The 25,246-nt window shown below is 67.7% G+C and carries 19 protein-coding genes; 13 read left to right on the top strand and 6 right to left on the bottom strand.

Features of this window, described 5'->3' with window-relative positions:
* Nucleotides 1–107 precede the first annotated feature (107 nt).
* The 8 genes from pyrH to ACFVV0_RS05655 all read left to right on the top strand — a co-directional run bounded on the left by pyrH (nucleotide 108) and on the right by ACFVV0_RS05655 (nucleotide 6,647).
* Complete coding sequence (gene pyrH, locus ACFVV0_RS05690; protein ID WP_387059564.1) at nucleotides 108–821, top strand: UMP kinase; 714 nt, start codon at nucleotides 108–110, stop codon at nucleotides 819–821.
* A 65-nt stretch (nucleotides 822–886) separates the two neighbouring features.
* On the top strand, nucleotides 887–1,441 hold the full coding sequence (gene frr / locus ACFVV0_RS05685) for a ribosome recycling factor (RefSeq protein WP_387059561.1): 555 nt from the start codon (nucleotides 887–889) through the stop codon (nucleotides 1,439–1,441).
* A gap of 8 nt (nucleotides 1,442–1,449) precedes the next feature.
* Nucleotides 1,450–2,442 carry a phosphatidate cytidylyltransferase gene (locus ACFVV0_RS05680; protein ID WP_387059558.1) on the top strand — a complete coding sequence of 331 codons (993 nt, stop codon included), beginning with the start codon at nucleotides 1,450–1,452 and terminating at the stop codon, nucleotides 2,440–2,442.
* Between the two features lie 12 nt (nucleotides 2,443–2,454).
* Complete coding sequence (locus ACFVV0_RS05675) at nucleotides 2,455–3,003, top strand: DivIVA domain-containing protein (protein ID WP_387059555.1); 549 nt, start codon at nucleotides 2,455–2,457, stop codon at nucleotides 3,001–3,003.
* Nucleotides 3,004–3,057: 54 nt separating this feature from the next.
* Nucleotides 3,058–3,741, top strand: a complete 684-nt coding sequence (locus ACFVV0_RS05670; protein WP_387059552.1) for a lytic transglycosylase domain-containing protein — start codon at nucleotides 3,058–3,060, stop codon at nucleotides 3,739–3,741.
* Between the two features lie 76 nt (nucleotides 3,742–3,817).
* Nucleotides 3,818–5,569: a cation:proton antiporter gene (locus tag ACFVV0_RS05665; RefSeq protein WP_387059549.1), complete on the top strand. Its 1,752-nt coding sequence runs from the start codon at nucleotides 3,818–3,820 to the stop codon at nucleotides 5,567–5,569.
* A gap of 20 nt (nucleotides 5,570–5,589) precedes the next feature.
* The gene (locus ACFVV0_RS05660; RefSeq protein ID WP_387059546.1) at nucleotides 5,590–5,895 is read left to right on the top strand and encodes a hypothetical protein; all 306 of its coding nucleotides are present in this window, start codon (nucleotides 5,590–5,592) and stop codon (nucleotides 5,893–5,895) included.
* Nucleotides 5,896–5,933: 38 nt separating this feature from the next.
* Nucleotides 5,934–6,647, top strand: a complete 714-nt coding sequence (locus ACFVV0_RS05655) for an alpha/beta hydrolase (RefSeq protein ID WP_387061711.1) — start codon at nucleotides 5,934–5,936, stop codon at nucleotides 6,645–6,647.
* Nucleotides 6,648–6,663: 16 nt separating this feature from the next.
* Here ACFVV0_RS05655 and ACFVV0_RS05650 read toward each other — a convergent pair whose 3' ends face one another.
* Complete coding sequence (locus ACFVV0_RS05650) at nucleotides 6,664–7,701, bottom strand: AI-2E family transporter (protein ID WP_387059543.1); 1,038 nt, start codon at nucleotides 7,699–7,701, stop codon at nucleotides 6,664–6,666.
* A gap of 23 nt (nucleotides 7,702–7,724) precedes the next feature.
* Nucleotides 7,725–10,397 carry a hypothetical protein gene (locus ACFVV0_RS05645; RefSeq protein WP_387059540.1) on the bottom strand — a complete coding sequence of 891 codons (2,673 nt, stop codon included), beginning with the start codon at nucleotides 10,395–10,397 and terminating at the stop codon, nucleotides 7,725–7,727.
* Between the two features lie 191 nt (nucleotides 10,398–10,588).
* Between ACFVV0_RS05645 and ACFVV0_RS05640 the strand changes: the two genes are divergently transcribed.
* From ACFVV0_RS05640 to ACFVV0_RS05630, 3 genes are read left to right on the top strand one after another with little or no spacing between them, the layout of a single operon-like run.
* Nucleotides 10,589–12,451, top strand: a complete 1,863-nt coding sequence (locus ACFVV0_RS05640; protein ID WP_387059537.1) for a hypothetical protein — start codon at nucleotides 10,589–10,591, stop codon at nucleotides 12,449–12,451.
* On the top strand, nucleotides 12,448–13,431 hold the full coding sequence (locus tag ACFVV0_RS05635) for a tetratricopeptide repeat protein (protein WP_387059534.1): 984 nt from the start codon (nucleotides 12,448–12,450) through the stop codon (nucleotides 13,429–13,431). The genes ACFVV0_RS05640 and ACFVV0_RS05635 overlap by 4 nt, the downstream gene beginning before the upstream one ends.
* Nucleotides 13,432–13,490: 59 nt before the next feature.
* A complete protein-coding gene (locus tag ACFVV0_RS05630) occupies nucleotides 13,491–14,279 on the top strand; it encodes an SDR family oxidoreductase (protein WP_387059531.1) in 789 nt (262 codons plus the stop codon).
* On the opposite strand, the gene glgB is transcribed toward ACFVV0_RS05630, so the two are convergent.
* Together glgB and ACFVV0_RS05620 are read right to left on the bottom strand one after the other, a co-directional pair.
* Complete coding sequence (gene glgB / locus ACFVV0_RS05625; RefSeq protein WP_387059528.1) at nucleotides 14,260–16,470, bottom strand: 1,4-alpha-glucan branching protein GlgB; 2,211 nt, start codon at nucleotides 16,468–16,470, stop codon at nucleotides 14,260–14,262. The genes ACFVV0_RS05630 and glgB overlap by 20 nt on opposite strands.
* Nucleotides 16,470–18,455 carry a maltotransferase domain-containing protein gene (locus ACFVV0_RS05620; RefSeq protein WP_387061709.1) on the bottom strand — a complete coding sequence of 662 codons (1,986 nt, stop codon included), beginning with the start codon at nucleotides 18,453–18,455 and terminating at the stop codon, nucleotides 16,470–16,472. Before ACFVV0_RS05620 ends, glgB begins: the two co-directional genes overlap by 1 nt.
* A gap of 147 nt (nucleotides 18,456–18,602) precedes the next feature.
* Here ACFVV0_RS05620 and glgP point away from each other — a divergent pair, with 147 nt between their 5' ends.
* Complete coding sequence (gene glgP / locus ACFVV0_RS05615; RefSeq protein WP_387059525.1) at nucleotides 18,603–21,176, top strand: alpha-glucan family phosphorylase; 2,574 nt, start codon at nucleotides 18,603–18,605, stop codon at nucleotides 21,174–21,176.
* A 13-nt stretch (nucleotides 21,177–21,189) separates the two neighbouring features.
* On the opposite strand, the gene ybaK is transcribed toward glgP, so the two are convergent.
* Nucleotides 21,190–21,681, bottom strand: coding sequence for a Cys-tRNA(Pro) deacylase (gene ybaK / locus ACFVV0_RS05610; RefSeq protein WP_387059522.1), 492 nt, complete (start codon nucleotides 21,679–21,681; stop codon nucleotides 21,190–21,192).
* 5 nt (nucleotides 21,682–21,686) lie between these two features.
* Complete coding sequence (gene glgX, locus ACFVV0_RS05605; protein WP_387059519.1) at nucleotides 21,687–23,783, bottom strand: glycogen debranching protein GlgX; 2,097 nt, start codon at nucleotides 23,781–23,783, stop codon at nucleotides 21,687–21,689.
* A 51-nt stretch (nucleotides 23,784–23,834) separates the two neighbouring features.
* On the opposite strand from glgX, the gene ACFVV0_RS05600 reads away from it, so the two are divergent.
* Nucleotides 23,835–25,049, top strand: coding sequence for a cysteine desulfurase family protein (locus ACFVV0_RS05600; RefSeq protein WP_387059516.1), 1,215 nt, complete (start codon nucleotides 23,835–23,837; stop codon nucleotides 25,047–25,049).
* The last annotated feature ends 197 nt before the right edge of the window (nucleotides 25,050–25,246 follow it).

Raw genomic sequence — 25,246 nt, 5'->3', positions numbered from 1 at the left:
CCACGATCCGGACTCCTTTTCTGTGCGCCCCTGAACTTCGGGTTCGCCGGTCGGGCACGCACCCAGTAACTTTGAACGAGATCACCAACGGAAGGGCTCAGTGACGCATGTCGGAATCTACTAAGAGGCGCAGGGTCCTTCTCAAACTCTCCGGAGAGGCTTTCGGTGGCGGTCAGCTGGGCGTGAACCCCGACGTCGTCAGTTCCATCGCCCGCGAGATCGCCGAGGCCGCCCAGGACGTCGAGGTCGCCATCGTGGTCGGCGGGGGCAACTTCTTCCGTGGCGCCGAGCTGTCGCAGCGAGGTATGGACCGCGGTCGTGCAGACTACATGGGCATGCTCGGCACGGTGATGAACGCGCTCGCCCTTCAGGACTTCCTCGAGCAGGCCGGCGCCGAGACGCGCGTGCAGTCGGCGATCGCCATGACCCAGGTGGCGGAGCCGTACATCCCGCGTCGGGCCGAACGTCACCTGGAGAAGGGGCGCGTCGTGATCTTCGGCGCCGGAGCAGGCCTCCCGTACTTCTCGACCGACACCGTCGCCGCCCAGCGTGCGCTCGAGATCGAGGCGGATGTGGTGCTCGTCGCCAAGAACGGCGTCGACGGCATGTACGACGACGACCCCCGCACCAACCCGGATGCGCGCAAGATCGATCAGATCAGCCACCAGCAGGCCCTACAGCAGAACCTGCGGGCCGTCGATTCCACAGCGCTGAGCCTCTGCATGGACAACGGGATGCCGATGCGCATCTTCGGCATCGAGCCCGCCGGTAATGTCACGGCGGCCATCCTCGGTGCCGAGATCGGCACCCTGCTCGGCTAGCCGAGAGGGCGGCGGAGGCCGCGGGCTCTAGACTAGACACCGATTCACCGACTGAAGGAGAGACCGTGATCGCGGATGTTATTTCCGACGCCACCGAGCGCATGAGCAAGACCGTGGAGGCGGCGAAGGACGACTTCAGCACCGTGAGCGCGGGCCGCGCCAACCCGGCGCTTTTCCTGAAGGTCCTCGTGGACTACTACGGCTCTCCCACGCCTCTCGCGCAGCTCGCCGGACTGCAGAATCCGGAAGCCCGGGTGCTCCTCGTCACGCCGTACGACAAGTCGGCGCTGAAGGAGATCGAGAAGGCCATCGTCAACATGCCGAACCTGTCGGCCAACGTCGGCAACGACGGCGACATCGTGCGCGTGACCCTTCCCGAGCTGACCGAGGACCGTCGCAAAGAATTCGTCAAGCTCGTGCGCGGCAAAGGCGAAGACGCGAAGGTCGCGATCCGCAACATCCGCCGCAAGGCCAAGGACGACCTCGACGCCCTCAAGAGCGAGGTCGGAGACGACGATGTCGCACGCGGCGAGAAGGAGCTGGAGAACGTGACCCGCTCGCACGTCGATGCCATCGACGACGCGTTGAAGCGCAAGGAAGCCGAACTCCTCGAGGTCTAGGCACACCGATGACCAACGGGAGTTCCGGCGACCCGGAGACCCCGGCACAGCCGAAACGGGGCCGGGCAGGTTCCAAGGCTGAATTCAAGGCCCAAGTGCAGGCCACACGGGCTGATCTGGAGCGCCAGGTACAGGCGCGCAAGGCGCAGCTGGATGCGACCAACGAGCGCATCGAGGCGCGCACCGGGCGCAACCTCATCCTCGCGATCCTGATCGGGCTGGCCTTCGGTCTGCTCATGCTCTTCAGCCTCATCTTCGTCAAAGAGCTGTTCATGCTGGTGGGCGTCGCTGCGGCGGGTTTCGCTGCACTCGAACTGACCCAGGCTTTCCGCGGGGCGGGACGGCTCGTTCCGCGGGTCCCCACCGTGGTGGCCGCCGTAGCGATCGTGCCGTCCGCGTACTACTTCCATTCCGGCGGCCAGCTCGTCTCGCTGGCCGGGGGCATCCTGCTCGTCTGGGTCTGGCGCCTGATCGAAGAGGCCGTGCGACCAGTGAAGGTCGGTGGCGTGCAGCTCCTTCGCGACCTGGGCTCCGGGGCACTCGTGCAGCTCTACGTGGTGCTGCTCGCGAGTTTCGCCGTGCTCCTGCTCGCCGAGGACGGTGGCGAGTGGTGGGTGCTGGCGTTCATCATCCTGGTGGTCGCGGTGGACACGGGCGCGTACGTCAGCGGGCTCTCGTTCGGCAAGCACCCGATGGCACCGACGATCAGCCCCAAGAAGACCTGGGAGGGCTTCGCGGGCGCCGCCCTCGTCAGCATGGTGGCAGGTGTTCTCCTCGCGATCTTCATGCTCGGGGAGCAGTGGTGGTTCGGCATCGTCTTCGGGCTCGTGGTGCTGCTCACGGCGACCGTGGGTGACCTGGCCGAATCCCTCATCAAGCGGGATCTCGGTATCAAGGACATGAGCTCCTGGCTGCCAGGGCACGGGGGCTTCCTCGACCGGCTCGACTCGATCCTGCCGTCGGCGGCGGCCGCTTACGCGCTGTTCCTCATCTTCGGATGACAGAATGGGGGAGTGAGCACCTTCCCCCTTACTCGAAAGTCGAAGCTCGGCTACGACACCGAGCAGGTCGACGAGTTCCTGCAGACCGCGCGCCGCGCCTATGACGGCGAGCCTTCCGCTGCGGGCACTCTCACAGCCGCGGACATCCGACACACCGCCTTCGCGATGCACAAGGGCGGCTACTCGACGACCCATGTGGATGCAGCGCTCGAGCGACTCGAAGACGCCTTCTCAGCGCGGGAGCGCGAGATCGTGCGAGCGCAGAAGGGCGATACGGTCTGGTTCGAGGAGGCTCGCACGACCGCGCAGGTCATTCTGAACCGCCTGGCCCGCCCGCTCGGCCACCGTTTCGACCGGGTGAGCGTCTTCACCTACGGCTACAATCGCGCCGACGTGGACAGGTTCGCAGCGCGTCTGGTGCGCTATTTCCAGGATGCGAAGCCGATGAGTGTCGACGAGGTTCGCACGGCGACGTTCCGCCCGCAGCGCGGCGGATACAAGGAGCTTCAGGTCGATCTGCTGCTCGACAGCGTGACGGATGTGATGCTGGCTGTTCGCTGAATGTGGAGGGCCCGTGTTGGCAGTTCGCGAATTGTTCGTTATGGTTCTGTGATCGTGGGTAGACGCGTAGCAGAGATTGTCCCGCTGTCTCCGACCAACCCGGTCGGCGTCGGCGTCAGGCGACCCCATGTTCGCTCGAGGGCGACGCTTCTGGGCTTCGCGTTCACCGCAGCGGTCGGCTTCACCCTCGTCAATGTCGTCGATCCGTATTCGGGTTCGGCCGCGACTCCGGCATACGCGGACACGGTGCAGACCACCTCCCGCTTCGGCGATGCCCCCGTGCAGTCGCTGACCGCGCCGGGCTCGTACACCATGGACATCACGCGCGAGGCCGTGAGCGTCAAAGAGAAGCCGAAGCCGGTGATCGTGCCGCCGGCACCCAAGGCTGCTGCGAAGAAGGCTTCGGGCGGCGCACCGGCGGCAGGCACTCCTGATCCCGGTTCGGCTCAGGCCGCGGGCTACGCGGCCGTCAAGGCTCGAGGCTGGGGCGACGACCAGTACAACTGCCTGGTCGCCCTCTGGAACAAGGAATCCCACTGGAACGTGTACGCCTACAACGCGGGCAGTGGGGCGTACGGCATCCCGCAGGCGCTTCCCGGAAGCAAGATGGCTTCGGCCGGTCCGGACTGGCAGACCAACGCGGCCACGCAGATCGCCTGGGGCCTCGGTTACATCACGGGCCGCTACCAGACGCCCTGCGGCGCGTGGGCGAAGTCGCAGGCCTCCGGCTGGTACTGATCCGCTGATCACCTGATCATCTGATTCGTCGGCCCGGTCGCCCGGCACGGTGGTGGCGCCACGATAGCGTTTGAAGATGGAATTCGCGCTGATCGGTGTCATCGGGATCGTCGTGCTCGTGGTGGTCTCAGCGTTCTCGAAACAGCTGGGAATCGCCGCACCGCTCGTCCTCCTGGTGCTCGGCGTCGCGATCTCGTATCTGCCCCTCGTGCCCTCGGACTTCGTGGTGCCGTCGTGGGTCATCCTCTCGGCCGTGCTGCCGCCCCTGCTGTACGCCGCGGCGATCCAGGTTCCCCTGATGGATTTCAGGCGGAATCTTGGTGTGATCTCTGCCCTCTCCGTCGTGCTCGTGATCGTGACGGCGCTGATCATCGGCTTCGTGCTGTACATGGTGTTCCCCGATCTCGATCTCGCGGCAGGCATCGCTCTGGGCGCGGTGGTGAGCCCGACGGATGCGGTCGCCGCCACCGCGGTGGCCAAGCGTCTCGGCCTTCCCAGCCGGCTCGTGACCGTCCTCGAGGGGGAGAGCCTCGTGAACGACGCGTCGGCCCTCGTGCTGCTCAAGTCGGCGCTGGCTGCGACGGCCGCGACGGTCGCGACGGTGAACATCGGGGAGGTCGTCGGTCACTTCGCCCTGTCGGTGGTGATCGCCATCGTTGTCGGCCTCGTCGTCGGCGTCGTCACGGTCTTCGTGCGTTCCCGCCTCAACGATCCTGTTCTCGAGACCGCGATGTCGTTCGCCGTGCCCTTCATCGCCTACATTCCTGCGGAGAGCTTGGAGGCATCCGGAGTGCTCTCCGTCGTCGTCGCCGGGCTCTACACCGGCCACAATGCGGCGCGGAAGTTCAGCGCCCAGGCGAGGATCGCTGAGCGGTTGAACTGGCGCACGGCCCAGTTCGTGCTGGAGAACGGCGTCTTCCTGCTGATGGGCATCCAACTGAAGTCGATCATCGCGGGGGTGGAGTCCCATCCGGCCGGGTACGACGTGTGGGGGTGCATCCTGCTCGGCCTGCTGTTGTGCCTTCTCCTGCTGCTCATCCGCGGTCTGTTCATCGTGCCGATCGTGCTCCGGCTGCGTTCCGTCCAGCGCAGGGCTGCCGGACTGCGGGGCCGCTTCGACGACGGCATCGACCGGTTGAAGGAGAGACCGGTGCCCGAGACCGAGCAGGGCCAGCGCCGATTCAGCCGGGTCACGCGGTACCTCGAGCGGCGCTCGGCGGACATCACCGACATGCAGGACTCGTCGATCGGCTGGCGAGGCGGCGCGGTTCTCACCTGGGCGGGGATGCGCGGGGTCGTCACGCTGGCCGCGGCTCAGACGATTCCCCGCGAGACGCCGTACTCCTACCAGCTGATCTTCATCGCGTTCGTCGTCGCGGTGGTCACACTGCTGGGACAGGGCGGCACTCTGCCCCTGCTCATCCGGTGGCTGAAGGTGTCCGGCTCGGATGCCGTGGCCGATCGGCGCGAGCTCGCGACCCTGCTGGAGGAGCTGAGCGAGGCGGGACTTGCCGCACTCGAGAAGCCGGAGATCCCGCTCGCCGATGGCCAGGACGTGGACGAGGCCGTCGTGGAGCGGGTGCGCAAGGACACCCTGCTGCGTGTGGAAGCCGAGTGGGAGCGCGCCGAGTTCGACGAATCCGAGGAGGAGACCGTCGGCCCGCACCTGCAGTACCGTGCGCTGCGCTCGCTCGTGCTCGATGCGGAACGGGAGGCGCTGCTCGAGGCACGCAGCCGCGGCAACTACTCGTCGCGCATCCTGACCAAGGCGCAGTCGATGCTCGACTTCGACGAGTCGCGTATGGCGCAGCGTGAGGGTGACGTCTAGCACCGATCTAGACTTGAACCATGCCGCGCAGCAATCGTCCCAGGGGTCGCCAGGGCCGCGACGCACGCGACGAGGAGGAAGCGCTCGATCTGTCGCGTCTCATGACCGGCTGGCGGCGCACCGAGGTGCGGCGAGGTGTTCTGTGGAACGTCCAGCCCGTATCGGCCGCACAGGCGCAGAAGAGCTACGTGTGTCCCGGATGCGGTCAGGAGATCGCGGCCGGCGTCGCCCACCTCGTAGCCTGGCGCGCCGACGGCGTGATGGGGGATGCCGCCGACATCGCGGCGCGGAGACACTGGCACGAACACTGCTGGAAGATCAGCTGAGGAGAATGACTGTCGTGACGAGCGAGACGACCGAGCCCATCGAGATCCGCGGTGGCGTGGAGCTGCCGGCCAAGCGGGAGGACGTCGAGCTCCACACCCGCGACGGCCTCACCCTGGTGGGAGAGCTCGCCAGCCCGCTCGAGAGACCTCCGGTCGCGACACTGGTCACTCTGCATCCTCTGCCGACCGGCGGTGGGTTCATGGACTCGCACATCCTGCGCAAGGCGGCAGGGCGCCTGCCCGCCCTGGCCGACATCGCGGTGCTCCGCTTCAACACACGGGGCACCAAGTCGCCACGGGGCACGAGCGAGGGCCAGTTCTCTCAGGGAGTGGACGAACGCTACGACGTCGAGGCCGCGATGGCCTTCGTCGCAGAACGCGGGCTGCCGCATCCGTGGCTCGTAGGCTGGTCGTTCGGTACCGAACTCGCGCTCATGTACGGTCGGCAGTGCCCGGTGGACGGCGTCATCCTCTTGTCGCCGCCTCTGCACAGGGCGAAGCCCGAGCACCTTTCGGCGTGGGCGGGGGACACCCGGCCGATCGTCGCCCTCATTCCCGAGCACGACGATTATCTGAAGCCGGATGCGGCGGCCGTGGCCTTCGCGCCGCTGCCCCAGATCGAGTTGGTCGACGTCGCCGGAGGGAAGCACCTGTGGGTGGGGGAGACCCAGACGCGGCGCGTGCTCGACGAGATCGTCTCGCGCGTGAATCCGTCGGCTCTGCCGCTGCCGACGACGTGGCCGGCCGTCTGACGGCTGCTGAGGCGCTCTAGAGCTCGTTCTGGCGCGGAATGACGACCTGCTTGATGACGAGCAGGAGAGACGCCGCGAACGGGATGGCGATGAGCGCTCCGAGGATCCCGAGAAGAGTGCCGCCGGCAAGAGCGGCGACTACCACCAGCGCGCCCGGCACCGACACGGCTCGGTTCATGATGCGCGGGCTGAGCACGTATGCCTCGACCTGCATGTAGATGATGTAGTAGATCGCCGCTGCGATGGCGGTCGGCGGTCCCGAGAGCAGACAGACCGCCACGATGATCACCGAGCCGGTGATGGTGCCGACCAGGGGGATCAACGAGAAGAAGAAGGCCACCGACGCGAGCAGGATCGGGAACTTGGCGCCGATGATGCTGAGGAAGATCAGGCTGAGGACGCCGTTGACGAGAGCGAGGGAGACCTGACCCATGACGTACTTGCCGACGGAGTCGGTGATCTGGTCGCCCAGGTCGGAGAACCGCGCTCGCTTGGAAGCGGGCACCAGCTGGTACGTCGCGCGCTTCAAGCTCGGCAGCGAGGCGGTGAAGTAGATGGTCAGAATGACGACGATGATCCCGCCGAACACGCCGCTGACGATCCCGACACCGGTCTGAACGATCTGTCCGGTGATGTTCGGCAGGTTCTTCTGCAGCCAGTCGGTCAGCGCGTTGATGTTCGTGTCGTTGATGATTCCGGGCATCTGGCGCTGGAGATCGGTGAACCACTTCTCGGCTCCACCGTTCTGGACCCAGCTGATGATCCCGTTGATCAGCTGAGTCAGCTGGTCGACCGCCACGGGGACGATGGCCCAGATCAGGCCGGCGAACACACCGAGGATGACGACCAGGGCGAGCACGAGCGCCGCCCAGCGGGGGAACTTGTGTCGCTCGAGGAACGAGATCAGCGGCTCGATGCCGAGGGCGAGGAACAGCGCAGCACCGATGTAGGTGATGATGGTCGCGAGATTGACGATCGATGTGAGGATCAGGATCCCGAGCCCGACGCCGAGGGTACCGATGAGGCCGACGCGGAACGGGTTCAGGATCTTCATGCGGCCCCCTACTTGTGAAACGATTATCCGTTGCTGTCGGCGGAGACCCGCTCCGCCTGCTGCAGCACACCCCGAAGGTTTTCGATGTATCCGGCGACAGCCTCGCGCTCAATCCTAATCTGCGCCAGTCGCTCTTCTGCGTCAGCCACCAGGCGTTGCGTACGCTCTTCGGCCTCCGCGATGAGAGCGGCGGCGCGATCCTCGGCGGACGTCACGATGTCGGCTGCAGTGGATTCGGCCTCCTTGCGCGCCTTCTTGACCGAGGAGCGGGCCTCGGCCTCGAACGCGTCGGCCTCGGTTCTCGCCTGGGTGGTGCGCTTGATCGCCTCGGCAAGCTGCTGGTTGGCTTCGTCGAGGTACTTCTGCGTCTGTGCGACAGCCTCCTGGTGCCGACCGAGATAGTCCTTCTCGGCCTCGTCACGGCGAGCCTTGAGCTCGACATCGAGGTCCATCCGGGCCTGCTCGACCTCGCGGGTCTTGGCCTCGACCTCTTCGAGGGCCTGGCGGCGGAGGGCGGTGAGCTCCGTATCCAGGGCAGAACGTGCCTGTACGCTCTCCTGCTCGAAGCCGCTCCGGAGTTCGGCGAGTTCGGTCTCCAGTGCGGTGCGGGCCTCTGCGACCTCGCGGGCCAGCGTCGCGCGTGCTTCGGCCGTGTCGCGCTCGAAGACGACACGCGCCTGCTCGGTCTCGTTGGCGAGTGCAACGCGAATGGCCTCTGCTTCGGACTCGAGAGCGATGCGCTGCTGCTCGCGGTCGTTCGCGAGCGCGTTCGCTGTCGATTCTCGCTGGTCGGCCAGATCGACGGCCGTGCGCCGCACGTCTTCGGCGAGGGTGCCCTGGATGCGCTCGGTCTCCTCGGCGAGCGACGACTTCGTCTGTTCGACCTCGGCGGCGAGAGCGGATTTGGTCTGTTCGACCTCGGCGGCGAGGGCGGATTTGGTCTGTTCGACCTCGGCGGCGAGAGCGGACGTGGTCTGTTCGACGTCGGCCGCAAGGGCGGATCGGGCCTGTTCGACCTCGGCGGCGAGAGCGGACCTGGTTTGCTCGACGTCGGCGGCGAGAGCGGACCTGGTCTGTTCCACCTCGGCCGCGAGAGCCGCCTTGGTCGCCGTCGTCTCGGCCTCGAGTTCCGATCTGGCATTCTCGATCTCCGCCGCGGCTGCGCTGCGTTCGCGTGCCAACTCGTCCGCGAGAGAGCTGCGAGCGCTGTCGACCTCGGCGGCGAGCTCGGCACGCACCTGGGCCGCCTCAGCGTCGAGTTCGCGGCGCTGCCGGTCGGCGTCGGCAGCAAGCGCGGCTCGCGTCTGCTCGACCTCCGCGGCGAGACTGCTTGCTGTCTGTTCACGGTCGGCAGCCAAGGAGGCGGCTGTGGTGGCGCGGTCGGACTCGAGTCTCGCCGTCGTCTGCGCGACGTCGGCCTCGAGAGCGGTCGTCGTCTGCAGCACCTTGTCGGCGAGCTCGCTCTCTGTGCGTTCGACTGTGGCCGCGAGTTCGCTCTTCGTGCGGGTGACTTCTTCGGCGAGGGCGCTCTTGGTGCGGGTGACCTCTTCGGCGAGGGCGCTCTTGGTGCGGGTGACCTCTTCGGCGAGGGCGCTCTTCGTGCGCGTCACTTCGTCGCCCAATTCGCTCTTGGTGCGGGTGACCTCGTCGGCGAGGGCGGACTTCGTCTGCTCGACATCCGCGTCGAGCTCCCGGCGTGCCTGCTCGACCTCGAGGGCGAGGGCCTTCTGGGTCTGCTCGACCTCGGTCTTCAGGGCGAGACGCGTGGAGGTCGACTCGTTCTCGAGGTCGGCCCGCGTCTGCGCCGCTTCGGTGGCGAGGGATGAGCGCTGTCGCTCCACTTCGTCGGCGAGGTCGGCACGAGCCTGCGCGGCCTCGGCGGCGAGCGCGTTGCGGGTCTCAGTCTGCTCGGCCTCGAGGGTGTTCCTGCTCTCGGCGAGCCGGCGGGCGAGGTCGAGCCGGGTCTGCTCGGACTCGTGCTCGAAGGCGGCGCGATCCGCGGCGAACTCGGCTGTCAACTCGGCGCGACGGGTGTCGATCTCGTGGCCGAGCTGGGCCGCCTCTGCGCGTGCAGCCTCGGCTTCGCGACTGGCGACCACCTTCAGCTCGGCGGCCTCGCGATCGGCTTCGGCACGCACGGCGGCCGATTCGCGCTTGCTCGTCGCCCGCAGTTCGGCAGCCTCGGTGGCGACCGCACCGCGAATGGCCGCCGCCTCACGGAGCGCGTCGGTGACGAGAGTCTCCCGGTCCGCGTTCGCCTTTGCGAGCATCTCGGCCGACTCGATCTGTGCATCCTCGATGGCCGTCGTGGCACGGGCCCGGGCGTCGGCGAGGACGCGTTCGGCCTGCTGTGCAGCGGTCGTCTTGATCTTGTCGACTTCGGCGGCGACACCGTTGCGGAGCTTCTCTGCGTCGATGTCCGCTTGCGCGATGAGCCGGGTGGACTGTTCCTCGGCGACACGGAGGGTGTTCTCCAGCTTGGTGCCGAGGCCCGAGAACGTCGGACTGCCGACCTCTTCGATCTCGGCGTTGAGTTCGTCGACACGTGCCTGGAGCCGCTTGTTCTCCTTGACGGAGTCGGCCGACTGCGTGTTTGACTTGATGAGCTCGCGCCGAAGCTCCTGAATGGCTTTGTCGACTTCATCCTTGTCATACCCGCGGAAGACCTGGGTGAAGTTCGATTCGTCTGTTGCCACTGTTGTTTCTCCTGAAGTCCGAAGGCGCGCAGCAGGGCTACGGCACCCGTCGATCTTACATTTCGCGGCTGAGAGGCGCACGGTCGGCGACGGATGCGTGCAGGCAACAGTTAGGAGCCTCCCAGGCACAGCAAGTATCGTTTACTGACTGTGCCCGCCCGTCGTCCGGGGGCAACACAGAAGGAGCTTGTTTGCGTTTTGTACTCGCTATCGTCGCGTTCGTCGTGGCGGCCGTCATGATCGCTGTGGGAATCGCCCAGCGGACGGTGTTCGCACCCCCGTCGCAGGTGGCCGTCTCGGCGACCGTCAAAGGCGACCCCAGGTACATCGTCATCGACGGTGCTGTGCTGAACGCGCATCCCGGGCAGCAGACGCTCGCGATCTCCGGATCGACGTCCAAGACCCAGGTGGTCGCCTATGGCCGAACAGCCGATGTGAAGGCGTGGCTCGGCGACCAGACATACTCGCGGCTGACCTACGACACTGCGGACGACGTCCTCAAAGCCACCACCGTCAAACCCTCCGACAGCGAGTCCGATGGAGGGGACGGCGATTCCACGTCCACTCCGGCTCCCACCGCCTCGACGCCGGCGACGACCGACCCGTCGACCACCGCGCCCCCCAACCCCGATGCCGCCGGACCGAATCCCACCGGATCGGACCTCTGGCTGGAGGAGTTCGACGGTGACGACGCCAAGCTCACCCGGATGAACGTGCCCGACAGCGTCAGTGTCATCGTCGCGTCCGACGGCACGAAGCCCGCCCCCAACCAGATCCGCCTCGTCTGGCCGCTCGACACGAGCACGCCGTGGTCCGCTCCGCTCATCATCGGCGGACTCGGCCTGCTCCTCGTCGGCCTCGGGCTGTATCTCTGGGGGCTCTACACCCTGCGCAAATCGCGCGGACCCCGCCGGAAGGGCGGACCCAAGATGCCCAAACTCCCGAAAGCACCCAAGTACAAGCCGTCCAAGGCCGTCGAGGCCACGCCGAAGGGACGCCGGTCGAGCCGGCGCGCCATGGTCGCCGTGCCGGTTCTCATCGGCGCGCTCGCACTCACCGGATGCACATCCGATCTCCTCGGTCAGCCGAAGGAGTCCGCGGCAGCGGCCACGCCGATCGCGACCGACCTTCCGAAGGCGAAGGACGTCATGCCGCCCGCGGTCACCGTTCCGCAGCTGGAGCGCATCATGAAGCGTGTCTCCGCCGTGGCGTCGAGCGCAGACGCCAAGGCCGACGCGACGCTCGCCGCCACGCGGCTCGCCGGTCCGGCGCTCGAGCTGCGGCAGGCCAACTACATCATCCGTTCGCGCAAGGCCGACGAGCCCGCACTGCCGACCATCAACTCCGGACCGCTCGAGATCACGCTGCCTCAGGCCACTGACACGTGGCCGCGCGTTGTGACGACGGTGCTCGAATCCACCGACAAGGGCCAAGCGCCGACGGCCCTCGCCCTCGTGCAGGAGACGCCGCGCGACAACTACACGGTTCAGTACGCCGTCTCCCTCGAGCCTGATGTCAAGGTGCCCGGCCTGGCGCCGGCGAGCATCGGCGCCTCGGTGGTGCCGCCGGATTCCAAGCTGCTCAAGATGGCTCCCGAAGATGTCGCCGCGGCCTACGGTGACGTCCTGTTGAACGGGGATGCGAGCAAGTACGCATCGATGTTCGAAGCGAAGGGCGACACCCTGCGGCCGGCCGTCGGAGCCGAGTACAAGGCCAAGACCAAGGCGAACCTGTCGGCCACGGCATCCCTCGCGTACACGAACGAGGTGCCGAAGGACAGGACGATCGCCATGGCGACGAACGACTCCGGTGCCATCGTCTGGACGAACTTGAACGAGTTCGAGACCACGAAGGTGGTCGAGGCCGGTGCCGAGATCACTTTGACGGCCGGTGGCGCCGCTGAGGCGCTGCTGGGCGCGAACGCCAGCAAGACCGGCATCCAGATCACCTACGGATATCAGCTCGCGTTCTTCGTACCGCCGGCCGGTTCCGACCAGAAGATCATGCTCCTGGGCTTCGCCCAGGGACTCATCGGCGCAAAGGAAGTGCAATGAGCGATCTCCCGCCCAACCCCACGAGCCTGCGTGGCGCCGTCGACCTCAGTTCCCTTGTGAACCGGGCGATGACGGCGGGTCAGACCCCACCCGCCGGCGCTGCCGGCGGCCCCGGGAACGGAAACGCCGGCGTCGTCGAGCTGCCGAGTCTCTACTTCGAGGGCACTGACGCCAACTTCAACGACTTCCTCGACCTGTCGATGACGGTTCCCGTGGTGGTCGACCTGTGGGCTGACTGGTGCGAGCCGTGCAAGCAGCTCTCGCCCATCCTCGACCGGGTCGTCAAGGACTACGAAGGCAGGGTCGTGCTCGTCAAGGTGGATGTGGATGCGAATCCTCAGCTCACCCAGGCGTTCCAGGCGCAGTCGATCCCAGCCGTCGCTGCGGTGATCGGCGGACGTCCCGTTCAGCTGTTCGCCGGTGCCATCCCGGAGCAGCAGGTGCGCGAGGTGTTCGAGCAGCTGCTGCAGCTCGCCGCGGAGAACGGCGTGACGGGTCGCGCATCCGTCGCCGCCACCGAGGGCGCGCCCGACGCGGCCGACGAGGCCGAGCCGGCACCCGAACCGCTGCCTCCGCACCACGCCGAGGCGTACGAAGCGATCGACCGTGGAGACTACAAAGCGGCGATCGCCGAGTACAAGACGGCGATCGCTCAGGATCCGCGAGACGCCATGGCCGTCGCCGGTCTGGCACAGGTCAGCCTGCTCGACCGTCTCGACGGAGCGTCGATGGACGAGGTCCGTTCGGCGGCCGCACAGGCACCGGAAGACGTCGACGCGCAGCTGCTCGTCGCCGACCTCGATCTCTCCGGCGGCCATGTCGAGGACGCCTTCGACCGGCTGCTGAGCCTGTTCCCGAACCTCGACGCGGAAGGCAAGAACGCGGTGCGCACGCGCCTGCTCGACTATTTCGAGATTGTCGGTGTGGATGATGCGCGCGTCGCCAAGGCCAGGGCTAGGCTGACGTCGCTGTTGTACTGAGCCGGTCTCACGGCTCGTCGGCGGCTCCAGCACTCGACCAGACCTGCCAGGAGGCTTGAATGCCGCGTGTCCTCGTGGTCGGTGGCACCGGCCTGGCCGGCCGCGCCATCACGGCCGAAGCTGTGCACCGTGGACACGATGTCGTCGTGGCGAGCCGGCGGGTGCCCGATGACGACGCCGACGCCTTCGTTCCGGGCGCCGACTACCGCACTGCGGACATCGTCACGGGAGACGGTCTCGAAGAGGTGCTCGACAGTGTGGATGTGCTCGTCGATGCGTCGAACGCGAGCGGCCGGGCGGCGAGTCACGTCTTCGCGGCCGGCTCGCAGAACCTGCTGCACACCGCGGCACGCTTCGGTGTGCACCGTGCGGTGCTGCTCTCGATCGTGAACGTCGACCGCTCGGCATACACGTACTACCGGGCGAAGGCGGCCCAGGAGCGCAGCTATCAGGATTCGGCCCTCGAGACGCGAATCGTGCGCACGACTCAGTTCCACGACTTCGTGACGTCGATCTTCCAGCGCGGCGCCCGCGTCGGATTCGTTCCCGCCCCCGCGAAGGTCCGGTTCCAGCCGATCGCCGTGAGCGACGTCGCGCGCATCCTCGTCGACGCCGCCGAAGGACAGGGCGCGCCCAACTCCACCCGCACGTTCGGCGGGCCGAGAGTCGAGTCATCGCGCGAGCTCGCCGAGCAGTGGAAGACAGCGACCGGCGCGCGCGGAGCGATCGTCGCCACCCGCATCAGCGGCGCGCTCGGCTCCACCTGGCGTGCAGGGCAGAACCTCGCGCCGGAGCAAGCGATCGACGGACTCCGCTACGCGGACTGGCTCAGGTCGATCGAGGTCTGAGCCAGAGCCCGCCGAGCGGCGGGAGCGTCAGGATCGCGGAGGCGGGCTGGGCCGCCCACGGCTCGTCGTGCGCGGTGACCGTCCCGAGATTGCCGACGCCCGAACCGCCGAAGAGGGTTGCGTCCGTGTTCAGGAGCTCCTCCCATTCGCCCGCGAACGGCAGGCCGATGCGATAGTCGGCGTGCGGGTTTCCCGAGAAGTTCAGCAGCACGGCGATGGGGTTGCCCTCGCGGTCCCAGCGGAGGAAGGCGACGACGTTCCCGGCGGCGTCGGAACCGTCGAGCCACTCGAACCCGGCAGGGTCGTTGTCGAGCGCCCAGAGCGCGGGATTCGCTCGGTACAGCGAGTTGAGCTGGGCGACGAGGTCCCAGAGGCCGCGATGCGTCGGCTGGTCGAGGATCCACCAGTCGAGGCCGCGCTCCTCGCTCCACTCGGACGGCTGCCCGAACTCCTGGCCCATGAACAGCAACTGCTTGCCGGGGTGGGACCACATGAACGCCAGGTAGGCCCGCACGTTCGCGAGCTGCTGCCAGTGGTCGCCAGGCATCTTGCTGAGCAGCGAACCCTTGCCGTGCACGACCTCGTCGTGGCTGATCGGCAGCATGAAGTTCTCGCTGAACGCGTAGACGAACGAGAAGGTGATCTCGCTGTGGTGGTAGCTGCGGTACATCGGGTCTTCGTGCATGTACTGCAGGGAGTCATGCATCCATCCCATGTTCCACTTGAGCCCGAAGCCGAGGCCTCCGCTCGAGGTGGGGGCGGTGACGCCCGGCCAGCTCGTCGATTCCTCGGCGATCATGACCGTTCCGGGGTTGCGCTTGTACGCGGTGGCAGTGACCTCCTGCAGAAAGCTGATCGCTTCGAGGTTCTCGCGGCCGCCGTGGATGTTCGGCAGCCACTCGCCGTCTTCGCGCGAGTAGTCGAGATAGAGCATCGAGGCGACCGCGTCGACCCGCAAACCGTCGATGTGGAACTCTTCGAGCCAGTAGAGCGCATTCGCGACCAGGAAGTTGCGGACCTGCGAGTTGCCGAAATCGAAGACCAGGGTTCCCCAGTCCTTCTGCTCACCGCGGCGGGGATCGCCGTGCTCGTAGAGCGGCTGTCCGTCGAAGTTCGCGAGCGCCCACTCGTCTTTGGGGAAGTGGCCGGGCACCCAGTCCAGGATCACGCCGATGCGGGCCTGGTGCAGTCGGTCGATGAGGTAGCGCAGGTCGTCGGGGGAGCCGAAGCGGCTCGTCGGCGCGTAGTACCCGGTGACCTGGTAGCCCCACGACCCGCCGAACGGGTGCTCAGCGAGCGGGAGGAACTCCACATGCGTATATCCGAGCGCGCCGATGTAGTCGATGAGCTGGTCGGCGGCCTCGCGGTAGCCGAGACCCGGTCGCCAGCTGCCGAGGTGCAGTTCGTAGACGCTCATGGGACCGGCGTGCGGGTCGGTGCGGCCGCGGTCGCTCATCCACTCGCCGTCGTTCCAGCCGTGGGTGCTCTCTGCCACGACGGATGCGGTGGCCGGTGACACCTCGGCGGCGCGTGCCATCGGGTCGGCCTTGCGCACCCAGGCGCCGTTCTGCCCGAGGAGGTCGAACTTGTAGATGGCGCCGGCCTCGATGTCAGGGACGAAGAGCTCCCACACCCCTGTCGGCCCCATGTTGCGCATGGCGTGGCGTGTGCCGTCCCAGTCGTTGAAGTCGCCGACCACGCGGGCCGCACGGGCGTGCGGCGCCCAGACGGTGAACGCCGTCCCGCGCACTCCGTCGAGCTCCCGCACGTGCGCTCCGAGCGCCGACCAGAGCTGTTCGTGGCGCCCCTCGCCGATGAGGTGCAGATCGAGTTCGCCGATGCTGGGTGCGAAGCGGTACGGGTCGTCCGACGTCCAGACACTGCCGTCGGGGTAGCGCGCCTCGATCCGGTACGAGTCGGCTCCGACGATGTCGATGCCCTGCCAGATCCCGTGGGCGAGGTGCGCGAGCTCGACGTGCGCGCCGGTCGGCAGCACGGCCGAGACCTCGCTGGCCAGCGGTCGCAGGGTGCGGATGACGGTCACCGGGTCGGCGACGCCTGCCGTCCCGACGTGGTGCTGTCCGAGCACGGCGTGCGGGTCGTGATAGCTGCCGGTGGCGACGGCGAACAGCAGACCGTCGTCGAGCGCGGGCACCGAGATGGCGGCAGCGCCTTCGGGGATCGGAGCCATCAGGAACCCACCTTCACGCTCAGGATGTGCACGGGCTCGGTGAACGCGTCGAGCCGCACGTAGTTGTCGGCTCCCCAGGTCCAGCGGGCGCCGGTCACGATGTCTTTCACTTCGAACTCTGCGCCGGGCTGGATGCCGAACTGCGCGACCTCCAGATGCACGATCGTCTCGCGCACGGAATGCGGATCGACGTTCGCCACGACGATGATCGCATCCGGCTTGCCGCTGCGGGTGAACGCGCCGGCGAGGTATTTGGAGTAGACGAGGATCGAATCGTCGTCGCTGGCGTGGACGTGCAGGTTGCGCAACTGCCTCAACGCGGAGTGCTCACTGCGCGCGCGGTTGAGCATGGTGAGGTAGGGCGCGAGGGAGCGGCCGAGTGTCTGGGCCTTCGCGTAGTCGCGTGGGCGGTACTCGTACTTCTCGTTGTCGATGTTCTCCTCGGCCCCGGCGCGCGCGACGTTCTCGAACAGTTCGAAGCCCGAGTACACACCCCAGCTAGGTGCGGCCGTCGCAGCGATCGCGGCCCGCACCTTGAACGCGGCCGGTCCGCCGAACTGCAGATACTCGGTCAGGATGTCCGGGGTATTCACGAAGAGGTTCGGTCGCAGGAAGTCGGCCGTCTCGTGTGCGAGCCCGTCGAGGAACTCTTCGAGCTCCTCCTTCGTGTTCCGCCAGGTGAAGTAGGTGTACGACTGCTGGAATCCCGCCTTGGCCAGGGTCTTCAGGATGGCCGGACGGGTGAACGCTTCGGCGAGGAAGACGACATCCGGGTCGGTGGTGTTCACGGTGTGGATGAGCCACTCCCAGAAGTCGAGCGGCTTGGTGTGCGGATTGTCGACGCGGAAGATCCGCACGCCGAGTGACATCCAGTGGCGCACGATTCGGAGGACCTCGTCGCGCAGGCCGATCGGGTCGTTGTCGAAGTTGATCGGGTAGATGTCCTGGTACTTCTTCGGCGGGTTCTCCGCGTACGCGATCGATCCGTCCGGGAGTGTGGTGAACCACTCCGGATGCTGGGCCACCCACGGATGGTCGGGCGATGCCTGCAGGGCGAGGTCGAGGGCCACCTCGAGTCCGGACTGCTTGGCCTTGCCGAGAAAGTACGCGAAGTCCTTCTCGGTGCCGAGGTCGGGGTGGATGGCGTCGTGGCCGCCCTCCGGCCCTCCGATCGCCCACGGCGAGCCCGGGTCGTTCGGACCGGCGTCGAGGGTGTTGTTCGGGCCCTTGCGGAAGCTGCGGCCGATCGGGTGGATCGGCGGCAGGTAGACCACGTCGAAGCCCATCGCGGCCACCTCGGGGAGCCTTTTCGCGGCAGTGCGGAAGGTTCCCGACTTCCATGAGCCGTCGGGCAGCTTCTTCGCACCCTCCGACCTCGGGAAGAATTCATACCAGCTGCCGACACCGGCGCGGGTGCGCTCGACCATCACGCTGCGGGTGGGGGACAGCGTCGGCAGGCTCACCACCGGCCGTGCGTCGAGGATGCTGACGATGCGACTGTCGAGTGCGGCGGCGAGACGGTCGTCGGCGGTTCGGGCCGTGTCGGAGACGGCCTTCACGGACTCGCTGAGGTGACGTCGCTCGGCGGTGCTGCGGCGTTTGTCGGCCGCCGCGCGCGCGAGGATGTCGTGCCCGATGGTGAACATGAGCTCGACATCGATGCCCGCGGGGATCTTGACCTCGGCGTTGTGCTTCCAGGTGGCGAACTCGTCGGCGTAGGCCTGGATGCGGTAGCGCCAGAGCCCTTCGGCCTGCAACTGGACCAGCGCCTCCCAGCGGTCGGTCCCCGGGGCGATGGGGCGCATCCGGTGCTCGGTCTGCACGCCGGCCGGGTCGAGGAGGAGGAGGTCGACGCCGATCAGATCGTGACCTTCGCGGAAGGCGGTGGCCTGAAACGGGATGACCTCGCCGCTGAACGCGGTGGCCGGCCAGAGTCCCTCGTCGACTTGGGGGGACAGCTCCAGGATGGGGATGCGGCCCAGCAGCGGTGCGTAGTCGGGCTCTGCCGCCGGCTGCTCGACGGGTGCTTGGATGCTCGTTGCGCTCTTTGCCACATCCCGACCGTACACTCCCACCGGTTGTTAAGGGATTGGGGGATATACGAGCCGTTCGGCTCCCTTAGGCTGAACCCCGTGAAGGCCATCCGTAGATTCACCGTCCGTGCTGTACTCCCCGAGAACCTCGGGGCTCTGGAAGAGCTAGCAGGCAATCTGCGCTGGTCGTGGCACGAGCCCACCAGGCAGCTCTTCGCGCGCATCGCGCCCGAGCTGTGGCAGCGGGTGGGGCACGATCCGATCGCGCTCCTCGGCGCCGTCGACCCGGCGCGATTGGCCGAACTCGCCGCCGATTCCGGCTATGTCGAGTGGGCGAACCAGCTCCGCGACAACCTGCACGCCTACCTCACCGAACCGCGCTGGTATCAGTCGCTCGACGACTCGGCGCCCCGCTCGATCGGCTACTTCTCGCCGGAATTCGGCATCGCCGCAGCGCTCCCTCAGTACTCGGGCGGTCTCGGGATCCTCGCCGGCGACCATTTGAAGGCCGCGAGCGATCTCGGGGTGCCGCTGATCGGAGTCGGCCTCTTCTACCGGGCGGGGTACTTCTCGCAGGCGATCACTCCGGACGGCTGGCAGCTGGAGAGCTATCCGGTGCTCGACCCCGACGGGCTGCCGTTGTCGGTGCTCCGCAATCCGGACGGCTCGGCCGTTCAGATCACCCTCGCACTCCCCGACGGCGTCCTGCACGCGCGGGTCTGGCAGGCAGCGGTGGGCCGGGTGACGCTTCTCCTGCTCGACACGGACATCCCCGAGAACGAAGAGCGCCTGCGATCGGTGACCGACCGCCTCTACGGCGGCGGTGGTGAGCACCGCCTGCTGCAGGAACTGCTGCTCGGCATCGGCGGCGTGCGCGCGATCAAGGCGTACACGGAGCTCAGCGGCACGCCCGAGCCCGAAGTGTTCCACACCAATGAGGGACACGCGGGCTTCCTCGGCCTCGAGCGGATCTCCGACCTGATCGGCGAGGGGCTCTCCTTCGACGAGGCGCTGCAGGTGGTGCGGGCCGGAACGGTCTTCACGACCCACACGCCCGTCCCTGCCGGCATCGACCGGTTCGACCGTCCGCTCGTGGAGCAGTACTTCTCCACCGACCTGCTTCCGGGTGTCGCGGTTCCGGATGTGCTCGCGCTCGGCGCCGAGGACTACCCGGGCGGATCGCCCGACGTGTTCAACATGGCGGTGATGGGCCTGCGCCTCGGCCAGCACGCCAATGGCGTCTCTCAGCTGCACGGCGAGGTCAGCCGGCACATGTTCAACGGGCTCTTCCCGGGGTTCGACGCCGAAGAGGTGCCGATCGACTCCGTCACGAACGGCGTGCACGCTCCGACGTGGACCGATCCGATGCTGCTCGCCCTGGCGCAGGACCGGCTGGGCACCGACGACACCACCACGGCCGACTGGGCGAACAGCGGCGCTGTCAGCGATCTCGACCTCTGGTCACTGCGTGCCCGGATGCGCGACCAGCTCGTCGAGGACGCGCGCCGTCGCCTGCAGGCGGCCTGGGAGAGCCAGAACCCGGGCGGCATCGCCCCGTCGTGGATGAGCGACCTGCTCGACCCCTCGGTGCTCACGATCGGATTCGCACGACGCGTTCCGACCTACAAGCGGCTGACGCTGATGCTGCATAACCCCGAGCGACTGCGAGGCATCCTGCTGAACGCCGAGCGACCGGTGCAGATCGTGATCGCGGGCAAGTCGCATCCGGCCGACGACGAAGGCAAGCGGCTGATTCAGAAGCTGGTGCAGTTCGCCTCCGAGCCCGACATCCGCACCAGGCTCGTCTTCCTCCCCGACTACGACATCGGGATGGCGCAGCTCCTGTACCCGGGCACCGACATCTGGCTCAACAACCCGTTGCGCCCGCTGGAGGCCTGCGGCACCTCGGGCATGAAGGCAGCCCTCAACGGCGCGCTGAACCTGTCGATCCTCGACGGCTGGTGGAACGAGTACTACGACGGCGAGAACGGCTGGGCGATCCCGTCGGCCGATGCCGCCGGCGACGGCGCCGAACGCGACGCGCTCGAGGCGGAGGCGCTCTACGACCTCATCGAGAACCAGATCGCTCCGCGCTTCTACGACCGCAACAGCGACGGCGTCCCCGAGCACTGGGTCAGGCAGATCCGGCACACCCTGTCGACGCTCTCACCGGAGCTCAGTGCGGGCCGTATGGTGCGTGAGTACGTCGAGAGGCTCTACATCCCCGCTACGGGCTACGAGCGACGGCTCTCGGCCGACGGCTACACGGCGGCGCGCAGCCTTGCAGCCTGGAAGCAGCGTGTGCGGGCCGCCTGGCCCGGCGTGAGCGTCGGGCACGTGGAGTCGGGCGGTGTGGATGCGGTGCCCCAGGTCGGCGACGAGCTGCACGTTCGCGCGCTCGTGCACCTCAACGGACTCTCTCCCGACGAGGTCGAGGTGCAGGTCGTCTACGGGCGCAGCCACGACGGCGACCAGCTCACCGAGGTGCGTTACGTGCCGCTCGAGGTGGACCGCAGCGCTCCCGGCACAGAAGACCCGTCGGTGGCGCGGGAGTACCGCGGCACCGTCCAGCTCGCGTGGGCGGGTGCCTTCGGCTACACGGTTCGCGTGGTGCCGTTGAACGATCTGCTCCTCGGTGCCGCCGAGCTCGGGCTGGTCGCGGTCGCGTCGTAGCTCGTCGCGTCGTTCAGGCCTTGGCGATCGGCGCGAAGGAGCCTTCGGTCGCGCGCACCAGGTCGGCGGGGGAGAGCTCGATGTCCAGTCCGCGCTTTCCGCCCGAGACGTAGACGGTGTCGAACAGCTGCGCCGTCTCGTCCACGACCGTCGGGTGCGCGGTCTTCTGTCCGATGGGACTGATGCCCCCGACCACGTATCCGGTGCGACGTTCCGCAACCGCGGGGTCGGCCATGGTCGCGCGTTTCGCTCCGACAGCCGCGGCGAGCGCTTTGAGGTCGAGCATCCCGGTGACCGGAACGACGCCGACGACGATGCCCGCATCCGTGTCGGCGAGCAGGGTCTTGAAGACGCGGTCCGGCTCGACGCCGAGCGCTTCGGCGGCCTCCAGCCCGAACGACATCGCCGCGGGATCGTGATGGTAGGCGTGCACGGCGAACGGGATGCCCGCGCCCGTCAGGGCGACCGTGGCCGGCGTTCCTGCGGCGGGCCTCTGTTTCGCCATCGTCGCTAGCCGACGTCTGGTGCCGCGGCGACCGGCGTGCGGACGACACGAGGGCCGTTGGCGCGAAAGAGCTGCATGGACGTTCCGCCGACGAGACGCTTGCTGCCCGGGGCGAGGTCTGTGCTGTCCTCGTCGATCGGAACCTCGGTGGAGCTGTCCCAGAGCAGGTTGTACGAGGTGACCCCCGGAGCGGCCGGCAGGGAGACCTCGACGTCGTCCTCGACGCCGTGGACGATCAGCAGGATGCGGTTGAACTCCTCGCGGTCGGGCGTGCTCGCGGCGAGGTACTGCAGGGTGCGGTTCTCTGGGGAGTTCCAGTCCTCGTCGTCCATCAGCGCGCCGGTGGCGTCGTACCAGTCCATATGGCTGGCGTTCTTCGTCGTCTCGCCGAACACCGCGTACTTGCTCGGGCGCAACGCCGGATTCATGCGGCGCAACTCGAGGAGGCGCTTGGTGGTCGCCATGAGCTCGCGCTGTTCGCGGGTGCGCAGCCAGCTGAGCCAGGTGAGCTCGCTGTCCTGACAGTACGCGTTGTTGTTGCCTCGCTGGCTGCGCCCGTACTCGTCGCCCGCTGTGATCATCGGGACGCCGGCGGAGAGCAGGAGCGTGCCCATCAGGTTGCGGATGGCCTTGTGGCGCTGCAGCAGGATCGCCTCGTCGGTCGTCGCGCCCTCGACACCGTGATTGAAGGAGCGGTTGTTGTCGGTGCCGTCGCGGTTGTTCTCGCCGTTTCCGAGGTTGTGCTTCACGTCGTACGCCGTGAGGTCGGCCATCGTGAACCCGTCGTGCGCGGTGACGAAGTCGATCGAGGCGAGCGGGCCGCGCTCGGGCGAGAACGTGTTCGAGGAGCCGGCGAGCCGGGTCGCGAAGCCGCCGATGCCGATCGGCGCCTGGCCGTGCTGGCGCGCCTCCTTGATGTCGGCCAGCCAGAAATTGCGCACACGATCGCGGTAGCGGTCGTTCCACTCCGAGAAGCCGTCCGGGAAGTTCCCGGTCTGCCAGCCGCCCATCCCCACATCCCACGGCTCGGCGATCATCTTCGTGTCGGCGAGCTGCGGGTCATGGAGGATCGCCTGGAGCAGCGGATGCTCGGGTGTGTACTCGACGTTCGCGTCACGGCCGAGCGTCGCGGCCAGATCGAACCGGAACCCGTCGATCTGTACCTCGTTCGCCCAGTAGCGGAGCGAGTCGAGCACCAGGCGCACGGGAACGTCCTGCGAGAAGTCGAGGGTGTTGCCGCATCCGGTGACGTCGATGTACGCGCCGTGATCGTCTTGCCGATAGTACGTGGAGTTGTCGATGCCACGAAAGCTCGTGCGCGGCCCGCCGATGCCCTCCTCGGCGGTGTGGTTGTAGACCACGTCGAGGATGACTTCGATGCCGGCCAGATGCAGCAGCTTGACCATGCCCTTGAACTCGTCGAGCACCGCATCCGGCCCCGCTGCCTGCGCCGCCCGGGAGGCGTACGGGGTGTGCGGCGAGAAGAAGTTGAGTGTGTTGTAGCCCCAGTAGTTGGTGAGGCCCTGCTGGATGAGCCGTTGCTCGGAGATGAAGGCGTGGACCGGCAGGAGCTCGACGGCAGTGACTCCGAGGTCTTTCAGATAGCCGATCGTCGACTCGTGGGCGAGGCCGGCATAGGTTCCGCGCAGATCTTCGGGCACGTCGGGATTCAGCTTGCTGATGCCTTTGACGTGCGCCTCGTAGATCACCGTGTGGTCGAGCGGGATGCTGGGCTTGCGTGCGTCGCCCCAGTCGAAGCCGTCCGCGACGACGGTGCCGCGCCACTCGTTCGCGCCCACCCGGACGAGTCCGCGTGCGTACGGGTCGAGCAGCAGCGTCTCGGGGTTGAACATGTTCCGGGGGCTCGCCGGTCCCGAGACCCGGATCGCGTAGCGCGTACCGACCGCGAGCGTGCGCGAGCGGCCCACCCAGACGTTGTTCGCGTCCTTGGTCATCGGGACGGTCTTGACCAGCCAGTTCGGGTCTTTGTCGTCGAAGATGCACAGCTCGACGCCGTCCGCGTTCGCGGAGTAGACCCGGAGCTCCCCGCCGTGCTGGGTCACGCGAACGCCCAGATTGCGTAAAGGATCGCCGGAAGTCATGCGTTCTAGAGTAGTGAATGCGCAAGCGCTTTCAGTCGCGAGGAGGGTGAAGTGCCGGTCTACCTGGATCATGCCGCCACGACACCGATGCGGCCCGATGCAATCACGGCGTACGCGGAAGCCATGGGTGTCGTCGGCAACCCGTCGTCGATCCACAGCCAGGGCCAGCAGGCCAAGCGGATGCTCGAAGAGGCACGCGAGACCGTCGCCGCCACGCTCGGCTGCGACCCCATCGAGGTCGTCTTCACCTCGGGCGGCACCGAGGCGATCAACCTTGCGCTCAAAGGACTGTACTGGGCTCGCAACGGCGTCGGCGCCGAACGGCCGAGGCCGCGCATCCTCGCCCCCGGCGGCGAGCACCACGCGACCGTCGACACGCTCGAATGGCTCGCACGGCACGAGGGCGCGGAGGTCGGGTGGCTTCCTCTCGACAGGGAGGGGCGTATCCCTCTGGACGCCGCGCAGGACGCACTCGCGCTCGACCCGCAGCACACCGCCCTAATGACCTACCTCTGGGTGAACAACGAGGTCGGCACCATCCAGCCCGTCGCCGGACTCGCCGCTCTCGCGGCGGCTGCCGGCGTGCCGGTCCATGTCGATGCCGTGGCGGCGTACGGGCACGTCCCGATCGACTTCGCTGCGCTGCGTGCGGTCGGGGTAGGGGCGCTCAGCGTCTCGGCGCACAAGATCGGCGGGCCCGTCGGGATCGGGGCGCTCGTGCTCAGCCGTTCGGCGAGCGTCGTTCCGCTCGTGCACGGCGGCGGACAGCAGCGGCAGGTGCGCAGCGGCACGCAGGACGTGGCCGCCGCCGTCTCGTTCGCCGTCGCGGCACGGGCGGCCGCCGACGAGCTGGCGGCTGAGAGCGCGCGGCTCGCCGGGCTGCGCGACCGGCTGATCCGGGGTGTGCACGAGGTGGTTCCGGATGCGGTGCTCAGCGGCCCGCCCGAAGCCTCGGCCGAGCGCGTGGCCTCGAACGCGCACTTCACCTTCCCCGGAGCGCAAGGCGATTCGCTGCTCTTCCTGCTCGACCTGGCAGGGATCTCGGTCTCGACCGGATCGGCGTGCCAGGCGGGCATCCCGGAGCCGTCGCACGTGCTGCTGGCCATGGGCCGCGACGAGCCGGATGCCCGCAGCGCCCTCCGGATGACCCTCGGCCGCACGACGACGGAGTCCGACGTGGACGCCCTCGTCGCCGCGCTGCCGGGCGCGTACGCCCAGGCCTCGCGCGCTGGGCTCGCCGAGCGCACCACACGCCTCGGGCGCTAGTGGCACGCGCCCGGCGGCGGGCGCCGTATCAGGCCTTGAGGGGTCGCAACACGCCGTCTCGCCCGTACGCGTGACGGCGTGTTGCGACCATTTGTTGGTAGAGCGCCGCATCCGCGGCCCCAGGATCGGCGTTGACGCGGTGAGGGGTCGCAACACGCCGTCTCGCCCGTGCACGCGACGGCGTGTTGCGCCCCCTC

Origin of the sequence: Leifsonia sp. NPDC058230, assembly GCF_042882245.1 — a bacterium.
Taxonomy (GTDB): Bacteria; Actinomycetota; Actinomycetes; order Actinomycetales; family Microbacteriaceae; genus Leifsonia.
This window is presented reverse-complemented; position numbering and strand designations above follow the sequence as displayed.